The following is a 10,120-nucleotide window of genomic DNA, read 5'->3' as shown; positions in this document are numbered from 1 at the left end:
TCGATGCCGGTGTTGACCTTGCCCCAGCTTGCAGCTTCTTGCAGCGTGGACGATGAGCAGGCGCCGTCGCGCACATCGGCGACGGTGATCTGCACGGCATATTTGTGCACTTCCACGTCATGATGGCCGAGGATTTCGGCGCAGACCACTGTGTCCTGGATGAAGTTCTTCGGCACGCCGCCGCCGATCATCAGCAGGCCGGTGGTACCGGCCTTGATCTTGATGTCGGTCAGTTCGCGGAAATCGGCAATTGCATCGAGCATCATGTAGGGCTGGCCGGCCTTGGCACGGTCAACCTGATGCTTGACCAAGCCGAAACCGGCGCTGCTGTCCACGAAGGCCGGGCAGAAGATCGGCACATCATGTTCATAAGCCAGCTTGACCAGGCTGTTATCCTTCTTGCCATGCTCGGCCAGATATTTGCCCATCTCGCGGATGAAGGCGCGGCTGCTGTAGGGGCCGGGCGGCAGGCTGTTGGCGATTTCGTAGATGGTGTGGTCGCAATCTTGCAGCGCTTCTTCGTCGATATAGGTGTCGTAGATGCGATCGATCAGCAGCGAGCGCAGCGTATCGTCATCCGGCACTTCCAGGGCCTGATAATGTTTGTGGCCCAGGCCTTCGAAGAAATCCATGTCCACGATGGTGGCGCCGGTGGCGACAATGCCGTCGATCATGTTGCTGCGCAGCAGTTCGGCATAGAGATCCATGCAACCGCCAGCGCTGGTCGAGCCGGCGATGACCAGGAAGATCGTGCAATCGGGATCGGCCAGCATCTGGTTGTAGATGCTGGTGGCGCGGGCGAGATCACGCGAAGTGAAGCTCATCTTGGCCATGCCCTCGATGATCGGGCGGGCATCAAAGCTGGTGATGTCGATATGCTCGACAACGGTCGACAGCAGCTCGGCCTTGCGCTGGCGGTCGATCTGGCTGAGGTCGGAAACGACGGCATTGGTGGTCATGTGGGCTCTCCCGATTTGAAGATGGCCCGGCGTTCCCAACGGAAACGCCGCCCGCGGCCAGGGGAGTCCGGCGCCGAGCGGGGGAAACCTGCCCTCGCCGGTGGCGGCGAGGGCAGAAGGATCATTTCTTGCGAAGCTGGATAACCTTGTCCGAAGACTCTGGTGTGACAGCATAAAGCGTGTCCATCGGCTCATCGCTCATCAGCACGGTTTCGCCAGCCGTGAAGCCATTGAATCCGGTGCGCATGGCCTGGCCATAAGCGCCGAGCATGCCCACTTCGATATAGTCACCGGCCTTGATATCGGCTGGCAACACGAATGGCCCGCGCATGTAATCCATGTCGTCGCAGGTCGGGCCCCAGAAGCTGAACTCCATGTCGCGGGCGCGGCTGGCGGTTTCACGCACCAGTTGCACCGGGAAGCGCCAATCGACGTGCGCGGCATCGAACAGCGCACCATAGGCACCATCGTTGATGTAGAGCACATCTTCCTTGCGGGCTTCGACGCGGACCAGCACGGACGAATATTCCGCACACAAGGCCCGGCCGGGTTCGCACCACAATTCAGCCGAATAGGAGATCGGCAGCGATTCAAAGCCGCGGTGGATGACTTCGAAATAGGCTTCGAGCGGGGCCGGGGCCATGCCGGGGTAGATCGACGGGAAACCGCCGCCGACATCGACGATGTCCACAGTCACACCGGCCGCCACGATCGCCGCGCGCACCTGGGCGATGGCATCGCCGTAAGCTTGCGGGCTCATGGCCTGGCTGCCGACATGGAAGCAGATGCCCAGCGCATCGGCAACCTGGCGAGCCGCCATCAGCACCGGCGCTGCTTCGTCTGCGTGGACTCCGAACTTTGATGCGAGGCTAAGCTTGGAATGCGAGGACGAGACGCGCAGCCGGACACACAATGTCAGGTCAGTCGCAGCGACGCCGTTCGTGGCCGTGGCGGCAACGATCTTGTCGAGCTCGTCGATCGAATCCAGGCTGAACACCCGCACGCCGTGGCGATGATAGGCTTCGGCAATGGCTTCGGGCGCCTTGATGGGATGCATGAAGCCGAGCGTGGCGTTGGGTGCAACTTCGCGGACCAGACGCACTTCGGCGATGGAGGCGACGTCATAATGCGTCAGCCCGGCATCCCACAGGGTGCGGATCAGATCGGGCGCCGGATTCGCCTTGACGGCATACATCGCCGTGCCCGGAAACTTCTCAAGGAAGAAACGGGCAGCGCGACGCGCCGCGTGGGGGCGGACGAGAGTAACCGGCTGCGAGGGACGCAGGGTGGACGCTACTGAGAGCGCAGTATGATGCTTGAACAACTCAAGGGACCTCCGGGTCGGCAAAGTATGCCAATGCTGCGCGCTTGTCGGGATTGCCCGTTTCAGGACAGTCTCGGCCGATCGCCGGCATTGACACCAAAGCTGCCTTGCGGTGGAAGTCCCATGGGGCAGCGAAGGGGTCTCTATGAGAGCATGGGGGGTGTGTAAAGCGGTTTTTTGTGACAAGGACCGCTGCGACAAAATGCTGGTTTTGATGTGGGCTTTCAAAGGCTTGTCGCGTTTGTGATATTTTTGTGAAAGGGCTTTTTTTCAATGACTTCGCAGGTTAATCCCGTGGTGCACGCTGATGTGGTGGCTGCGTCAATCCGTCTTGGCACCTGGCCGGTGCGCACGCCGCTGATAGGCGCGCCGGTGCTCAATGCGCTGTGCGGTGGCCGCATCTGGCTGAAGCCGGAGAATTTGCAGCACACCGGCAGCTTCAAGTTTCGCGGTGCGATGAACCGCCTGCTGGCGATTGCCCCTGAAGCGCGCGGCGGCGGCGTGGTCGCCTATTCATCCGGGAACCACGCCCAAGGTGTCGCGCGGGCAGCGCGTTTGCTGGGCATGCCGGCGGTGATCGTGATGCCAGCGGATGCACCGCGCCTCAAAGTGGAACGCACCCGCGCGGACGGTGCCGAGGTGGTGTTCTACGAGCGCCTCACAGAAAGCCGCGAATCGATTGCCGATGCCATCGCCCAGGCTCGCGGTGCCATCATCGTGCCGCCGTTTGCCGATCCGCTGATCATTGCGGGGCAGGGGACAGCCGGGTTGGAAGCGGTCCAGGACCTCGCGGCCCTGGGTGAAACCGCCGATCTGGCGCTGACATGTTGCGGCGGCGGCGGGCTTTCGGGCGGTTTTGCAGCGGGCAGCCAATTGCCGACCGTGGTGGTTGAGCCCGAGGGCTATGACGATGTTTGCCGCAGTCTGGCCGCCGGCCGCATCCTGCCGGTGGACAATCCCGGCCCCACCCGCTGCGACGCGCTGCAAACGCTGCGCATGGCCGATATCACCTTTGCCACGCTGGTTCATCACGGCGCGACCGGCGTGGCGGTGAGCGAGGCCGAAGTGGCGCGCGCCGTCGCCTTTGCGTTTCGGGAATTGAAGCTGGTGGTGGAACCGGGCGGCGCCGTGTGTCTGGCGGCGCTGCTGTTCGGCCGCGTTGATGTGGCCGGCAAAACCGTGATCGCCACGTTGTCGGGCGGCAATATCGAAGCGCAGGTGATGATGGACTGCCTGAAGGTGGCGGGCGCGCTGTAAACCGGCTTGCTGGCTGAGCACAATTGGCGCAGCATCCGGAGAGATCGGGGATGGTGCATGGCAACGGCAGACCGAGCGGACCCGGCCAAATGGCCCAAAGCGCGCGTGCGAGACGATCTGGTACTGGCAGATTTGCAGACAGTATTGGCGGCCGGCTGGCAGGATTTTCGTGCAGAATCAGGCTTTGGGTTGTTTTTTGGCGGCATTTACTTGGTGTCTGGCTGGTTTTTGACGTGGGTGACGCTGGTGCGCGGCGATGTGGCGTGGCTGGTGCCGGCGGCGGCTGGCTTTCCGCTGCTGGCGCCGTTTTGCGCGGTTGGCCTGTATGAAATCAGCCGCCGCCGCGCGGCGCGCCTGCCGCTGTCGTGGGGCGCTGTGCTGGGCGCACTGCGCGGGCGCGGTGACGAACAAATCCTGTCGGTCGGCGTGATATTGTTCGTCGGCTTCGGGTTTTGGCTGATGATCGGTCACGGTATTTTTGCAGTGTTTCTGGCAGAATCGGGCATTGGATCGGAATCGCTGGCGCTGTTCGACACCACGGCGGGCTGGCTGATGCTGGTGGTGGGCAGCAGCGTGGGGGCTGCGATCGCGTTTTTCTTCTACGCAATGACAGTGATCAGCCTGCCGATGCTGGTTGACCGCAATGTCGATTTTCTCACCGCGATTTTCACCAGTTTTTCAGCCATCAAAGCCAATCAGGTCGTGATGACCGCATGGGCCGCAATCGTCGCGGCCAGCCTGACAGCGGCGCTTTTGCCGGCGTTTCTCGGGCTGCTCGTGGTCCTGCCGGTGCTTGGCCACGCCACCTGGCATCTCTATCGGATCGTTGTGCTGCCAGAGCCCGCGCCTGTGCTGGTTTCGCCCCCGGTGCTGCCGGCTGCCTGAGCGGGCCCGGCCCATCGGCGTGGCAGGGCGCTGCCGATGCAGGAGGTGATCGCCCGGCGCATTGCTGCGCCATTTTTTTTATTCCGCATTGCTGCGCCATTTTTTCTGTGCCGCATTGCTGCGCCATTTTGTCCTATGCCGCATGGCTTCGCACAGGCGTAACCCGATCCTTGACGTTGACGTAAACGTCAAGCCGATACCCCGCACCGCAGCGGGCGGGCACGGCCAGTCCGCACGGGAAATTGAAATGACCCCGAAGATGATCGCCAGTGACATCCACAGCGCGCGAGACACTGCACAACCTTCTATTTCCCCGCCCGGCACCGTGCCGGGCAACATCGGCAGCAACCTGCACATGCACCAGCCTGCGCGCGGCTTGTCGGATCATATCGCGCTGGGTTTCACCAAGCTGTTGCGGCTGTGTGCGGATGTGTTTTTTGCCAAGCGTTATGGCCACCGCGCGGTCGTGCTGGAAACCGTGGCGGCCGTGCCCGGCATGGTCGGCGCAACAATGCAGCATCTCGTTTCGCTGCGCCGCATGCAGGATGATGGCGGCTGGATCCGCACCCTGATGGAAGAAGCGGAAAACGAGCGTATGCACCTGATGACGTTCATCGCCATTGCCCAGCCCAGCTGGTTTGAACGGTTGATCATCCAGATTGCGCAGGCGGTGTTTTATGCCGGGTTTTTCGTGCTTTACATGGTGTCATCGCGCACTGCCCACCGCGTTGTCGGCTATTTTGAAGAAGAAGCCGTGCTCAGCTACAGTCTCTATCTGGCGGAAATCGATGCCGGCCGCATTGCCAATGTGCCAGCGCCAGCGATTGCCTGCCATTATTGGAAGCTGCCTGCCACCGCCACGCTGCGCGATGTCGTCATCAAGGTGCGCGCCGATGAAGCACACCACCGCGATGTCAATCATGGTTTCGCCGATGAACTGGCGGGCAATGCCTGCGATGCCCGCGCAATCGCGCCTTATCCCGAGCATGCCGGCGATCTTCGCTTGACGGCGTGATCGGCCGTTAAATGCAGCAATCCCGGTAGGCTCGCCAAATCATCAGCCTGATGATCAGGCCGCGCCCGGCCGGGCAAAGCGGTGGCCGGCATGCACGTCGGCCATTTCGCCCGATGTCTCGCGAGGCGTCTCGCCAAACCAGCGCGCGACTTCGGCCTGCGCCGCGGCATCAAGGTGCAGGCCCAGCTTGGTGCGGCGGCGCAGCACATCCTCACTGCTGGTCGCCCATTCTTCGCTGCGGAAATATTCCAGCTCGGCTTCGAACACGCCGCCCAGATTGCGGCCCAGCCCGGCCCGCAGCAGATCGGCAGTGGGCGCGCCGATGGTCCTTGCCAGCCGCTCGATCAGCTTGGGATCATAATCGGCTTGCTCGGCCTGCAGATGTTCCAGCCAGCGTTTGAAGGCCACCTGGCCGTTTTCGCCCTTGCCGCGCGCGATGGCACCGCCGGGCAGCGGGGCCGTGCTGGTCCAGCGTTTCGAACCGGGCAATATGCGGGCCAGCACATCTTCGGCCAGCACGCGGTAGGTGGTGATCTTGCCGCCCACGATGGTCATGGCATCCAGCCCCGGATGCTCGACGAGCCGATAATCGCGAGTGGTTTCCTTTTGCGCCTTGCCATCTTCCAGCACCAGCGGCCGCACGCCGACATATTTGTGCACGACATCGTCCTGCGTCAGCGGCCGCGCCAGATAGCGATTGGCCGCCGCCAGCAGATAGGACACTTCGGCATCTGACACGGCGGCATCGCCGGGCTGGGCAATATCGGCCTCGGTGGTACCGATCAGCGAATAGTCGCGCTCATAGGGAATCACGAAGATGATGCGGCCATCGGGCTGTTGCAGCATGAAGGCATCCTTGCCGAGATGCACGCGGCGGGTGACGATGTGGCTGCCCTGCACCAGGCGCAGCGGCGGCGCATCGTTCACGCCCATCACGCGGCGCGCGACATCTTCGGCCCACGGGCCAGCGGCGTTGATCAGCCGCTTCGCCGTCACGGTGCTGCCATTGCCCAGCAGCAGCCGCCAATGGCCGCCGCTGCGTTCAGCCCGCTGCACTGGCGTGCGCGGCAATACGGTGGCACCGCGGGCGGCGGCATCCTTCAGGTTATCCACCACCAGCCGGGCATCGTCCACCCAGCCATCCCAATAGCGAAAGCCGCTGCGATAATCGGGATTTAGAGCGCGGCCAGCGCGTTCCTGGCGCAGATCGATGCGCTGCGAACCCGGCACCACATCGCGGCGCGCCAGATTGTCATAGAGCAACGTGCCCAGCCGCAGCATCCATTCCGGCCGCATACCGGCGGCATAGGGCAGCACAAAGGCTTGCGGCCAGGTGATGTGCGGCGCCATGTCCAGCAGCACTTCGCGTTCGGCCAGCGCCTTGCGCACCAGGCCAAAGGCATAATATTCCAGATAGCGCAGGCCGCCGTGGATGAGCTTGGTGGACGATGACGAAGTGGCGCCGCCAACATCGCCGCTGTCGATTATGGCAACCGAAAGCCCGCGCCCGGCCGCATCGCGGGCAATGCCGGCGCCATTGATGCCCGCGCCGATGATGGCAAGATCGTACAAAGTGTCTGAAGTTTTCACCGCGCTTCCCTAACGGGCTTTGAGGTCATAGAAAAGGCGGCATGAACGACCAATTGCTGCTTGTGCTCGATGCGGGCACCACCTCCACCCGCGCCATCGCCTTTACGCTGGCAGGCGACATCGCGGCCAGCGCGGCGCGGCCGATCACGCAATATTATCCGGCCAGCGGCTGGGTGGAGCATGATGCCAGCGAGATTTTGGCGCAGTCACGCGCCTGCCTGGAAGAAGTGGCCAACGAAGTTGGTGCAGCGCGCATCGCCGCCATCGGCATCACCAACCAGCGTGAAACCGTGGTGTTCTGGGACCGGGCCAGCGGTGAACCATTGGCGCGTGCCATCGTGTGGCAGGATCGCCGCACCGCGGCCATGTGCGCCGAACTCAAATCCCACGAAGCGATGGTGCAGGCGCGCACTGGATTGCTGCTGGATCCGTATTTTTCGGGCACCAAGATCCGTTGGGCTATCGACAATTGGCCGATGGTTGGCGATGCGGCGCGCGATGGCCGGCTGGCGGTGGGCACCGTCGAAAGCTGGCTGATCTGGCATTTGTCGGGCGGCGCGGCGCATGTGACCGATGCCACCAATGCCAGCCGCACGCTGCTGATGAACCTGACCACCAGCGCGTGGGATGCGGAATTGCTTGATCTGTTTGGCGTGCCGGCGGCGGCGCTGCCCGCCATCGTGGATTGTGCCGGCGCGCTGGCCACCACGGTGATCGCCGGGCGCACCATCCCGATCACAGGGGCCGCCGGCGATCAACAGGCAGCGGCGATCGGCCAGGGCTGTCTGTCTCCGGGCATGCTGAAGGCCACTTACGGCACCGGGTGTTTCCTGCTGGCGCATGCCGGCGATACGCCGCCGGTGTCGCACAATCGCTTGCTGTCCACGGTGGCGTGGCGGCTGGACGGGCGCTGCGCCTACGCGCTGGAGGGCGCGATCTTCGTGGCGGGATCGGCCATTCAATGGCTGCGCGATGGGCTGGGCATCATCGCCAGCAGCGCCGAATCCGAAACACTGGCGCAATCGGTGCCCGATAGCGGCGGCGTCAGCTTTGTGCCGGCGCTGGCCGGGCTGGGCGCACCGCATTGGGCGCCCGATGCACGCGGGTTGATCTGCGGCCTGTCCGGCGGCACCACCCGCGCCCATATCGTGCGCGCCGCGCTGGAAGCGCAGGGCCAGCAGACCGCCGATCTGGTGGACGCGCTGGCCGCCGATGGCGTGGCGGCGGCGGTGCTGCGCGTGGATGGCGGCATGGTTGCCAATGATTGGCTGTGCCAGGATTTGGCCGATACGCTGGGTGTGGTGGTGGAACGCCCGCGGGTGATCGAAACCACCGCGATGGGGGCTGCGATGCTGGCCGGCGTTGGTGCCGGCCTGTTTGCCGATCTGCCGGCGGCGGCAGCGGCCATGGCAGCGGCCGGGCGGCAATTTCACCCGGCCACCGATGCCGCAACCCGGCAGGAGCGGCGCAGTGCATGGCAAGCCGCCATTGCCCGGGTGATCGGCTGATGAGCGCTGCGATGTCTCCGCTGGTCGGCCTGGCATTTGTTGCGGCGCTGGCGCTGGTGGCCGGCGGCCTGTGGCTGCTCAACCAGCCTGGCAGCAATCGCACCAAGGCGGTTTTGATGATGGTCGCCGGGATTGTGGTGGCGTTCAATGCGTGGATCAACAGCCTGCCGTTGCCCGGCTGATGTTTCGGTCTGAAGGGGTGACCAGACCCGTGCCCCCGTGCCCCTTGCCCCCGTGCCCCGTGCCCCTTTGCCTGTGACAATCGCGTGCTTGCCGGCACGGCGTGTTTGATTAAGCTGCGTGACAGAGGGGAGATGGGTATGACAAACGCAAAGTTTGCAGCCATGCTGTTGGTTGGTGTGGGTATGGCCGCAATTGCCGGCGCTGGCGGGCCAGCGAGCGGCGTGCGCAGCATAGATGCGCAGCGGATGGCCAATGCCGGCAATGAGCCTGGCAACTGGATGACGCACGGCGGCACCTATGCCGAGCAGCGCTTTGCCGATCTGACGCAGATCAACGCTGAGAACGTGAGCCAGTTGGGCTTGGCCTGGTTTGCCGATCTGCCAACCAATCGCGGCCAGGAAGCTACGCCGATTGTGGTCGATGGCACGATGTACACCACCACCTCCTGGTCAACGGTGATGGCGCTGGATGCCGTTACCGGCCGGGTTAAATGGCGCTTTGACCCCAAGGTGGACAAGGCGCGTGGGCATAGTGCGTGTTGCGATGTCGTCAATCGCGGTGTCGCGGTGTGGGGCGGCCATGTCTATGTTGCGGCGCTAGATGGCCGGCTGATTGCTCTGGATGCCGAAACCGGCAAACAGAAATGGTCCACCCAGACCTTCACCGATGTGTCCAAACCCTACACGATCACCGGCGCGCCGCGCGTGGTGAAGGGACTGGTGATTATCGGCAATGGTGGCGCGGAATTGGGCGTGCGCGGCTACATTACCGCCTATGATGCGACGACCGGCAAGAAAAAATGGCGCTTCTTCACGGTGCCCGGCGATCCGTCCAAGGGCCCCGATGGCGAAGCCTCGGACAGCGTCTTGGCCGGCAAGGCTGCGCCGACCTGGTATGGCGATTACTGGAAAAGTGGTGCCGGCGGCACGGCCTGGGATGCCATCGTCTATGATCAGGAACTGGATCAGCTCTATATCGGTGTCGGTAATGGTTCGCCGTGGAATCACATGATCCGTTCGGAGGGCAAGGGCGACAATCTGTTCTTGTCATCGGTATTGGCCCTCAAGCCCGATACCGGCGAATATCTCTGGCATTATCAGGGCACGCCGGGCGACAATTGGGATTATACGGCGACCCAGCCGATCATGCTTTCGACGTTGATGATCGATGGCAAACCGCGCAAGGTGCTGATGCAGGCGCCGAAGAATGGCTTCTTCTATGTGATTGACCGTCAGGGCGGCCAGCTGATTTCGGCCAAGGGCTTTGCCACGCAAACCTGGACGACCGGCGTGGATATGAAGACCGGTCGCCCGATCGAAGTGCCGGAAGCACGCTATCGCAAGGCCGGCGCGCTGGTGATGCCGTCGCCGCTGGGCGCGCACAATTGGCACCCGATGAG

Annotated in this window: 9 protein-coding genes; 6 read left to right on the top strand and 3 right to left on the bottom strand. The window is 63.3% G+C overall.

Going from position 1 to position 10,120, the window contains the following annotated elements; translation table 11 throughout:
* Both ABWP50_RS00650 and ABWP50_RS00645 read right to left on the bottom strand, forming a co-directional pair.
* On the bottom strand, positions 1–959 hold a 959-nt coding region (locus ABWP50_RS00650), incomplete at its 3' end, for a deoxyhypusine synthase family protein (protein ID WP_353216053.1).
* A gap of 121 nt (positions 960–1,080) precedes the next feature.
* Complete coding sequence (locus tag ABWP50_RS00645) at positions 1,081–2,283, bottom strand: type III PLP-dependent enzyme (RefSeq protein ID WP_353216052.1); 1,203 nt, start codon at positions 2,281–2,283, stop codon at positions 1,081–1,083.
* Positions 2,284–2,556: 273 nt separating this feature from the next.
* Between ABWP50_RS00645 and ABWP50_RS00640 the strand changes: the two genes are divergently transcribed.
* From ABWP50_RS00640 to ABWP50_RS00630, 3 genes are all read left to right on the top strand, one after another.
* Positions 2,557–3,540, top strand: a complete 984-nt coding sequence (locus tag ABWP50_RS00640; protein ID WP_353216051.1) for a threonine ammonia-lyase — start codon at positions 2,557–2,559, stop codon at positions 3,538–3,540.
* Between the two features lie 57 nt (positions 3,541–3,597).
* Positions 3,598–4,425, top strand: coding sequence for a DUF2189 domain-containing protein (locus ABWP50_RS00635; protein WP_353216050.1), 828 nt, complete (start codon positions 3,598–3,600; stop codon positions 4,423–4,425).
* Positions 4,426–4,780: 355 nt separating this feature from the next.
* Positions 4,781–5,440 carry an alternative oxidase gene (locus tag ABWP50_RS00630; RefSeq protein WP_353216132.1) on the top strand — a complete coding sequence of 220 codons (660 nt, stop codon included), beginning with the start codon at positions 4,781–4,783 and terminating at the stop codon, positions 5,438–5,440.
* A gap of 54 nt (positions 5,441–5,494) precedes the next feature.
* Here the strand turns inward: ABWP50_RS00630 and glpD are convergent, their stop codons facing one another.
* Positions 5,495–7,030 carry a glycerol-3-phosphate dehydrogenase gene (gene glpD, locus ABWP50_RS00625; RefSeq protein WP_353216049.1) on the bottom strand — a complete coding sequence of 512 codons (1,536 nt, stop codon included), beginning with the start codon at positions 7,028–7,030 and terminating at the stop codon, positions 5,495–5,497.
* A gap of 41 nt (positions 7,031–7,071) precedes the next feature.
* On the opposite strand from glpD, the gene glpK reads away from it, so the two are divergent.
* The 3 genes from glpK to ABWP50_RS00610 form a co-directional block, all read left to right on the top strand.
* Complete coding sequence (gene glpK, locus ABWP50_RS00620; RefSeq protein WP_353216048.1) at positions 7,072–8,538, top strand: glycerol kinase GlpK; 1,467 nt, start codon at positions 7,072–7,074, stop codon at positions 8,536–8,538.
* A complete protein-coding gene (locus tag ABWP50_RS00615) occupies positions 8,538–8,720 on the top strand; it encodes a hypothetical protein (RefSeq protein ID WP_353216047.1) in 183 nt (60 codons plus the stop codon). The genes glpK and ABWP50_RS00615 overlap by 1 nt, the downstream gene beginning before the upstream one ends.
* 138 nt (positions 8,721–8,858) lie before the next feature.
* A partial coding sequence (locus ABWP50_RS00610; protein WP_353216046.1) for a PQQ-dependent dehydrogenase, methanol/ethanol family occupies positions 8,859–10,120 on the top strand: 1,262 nt, incomplete at its 3' end.

The sequence above is a fragment of the Sandarakinorhabdus sp. genome (assembly GCF_040398645.1).
Taxonomy (GTDB): Bacteria; Pseudomonadota; Alphaproteobacteria; order Sphingomonadales; family Sphingomonadaceae; genus Sandarakinorhabdus.
Note: the sequence above shows the minus strand (reverse complement) of the source record. Positions and strands in the feature narration are given on the sequence as shown.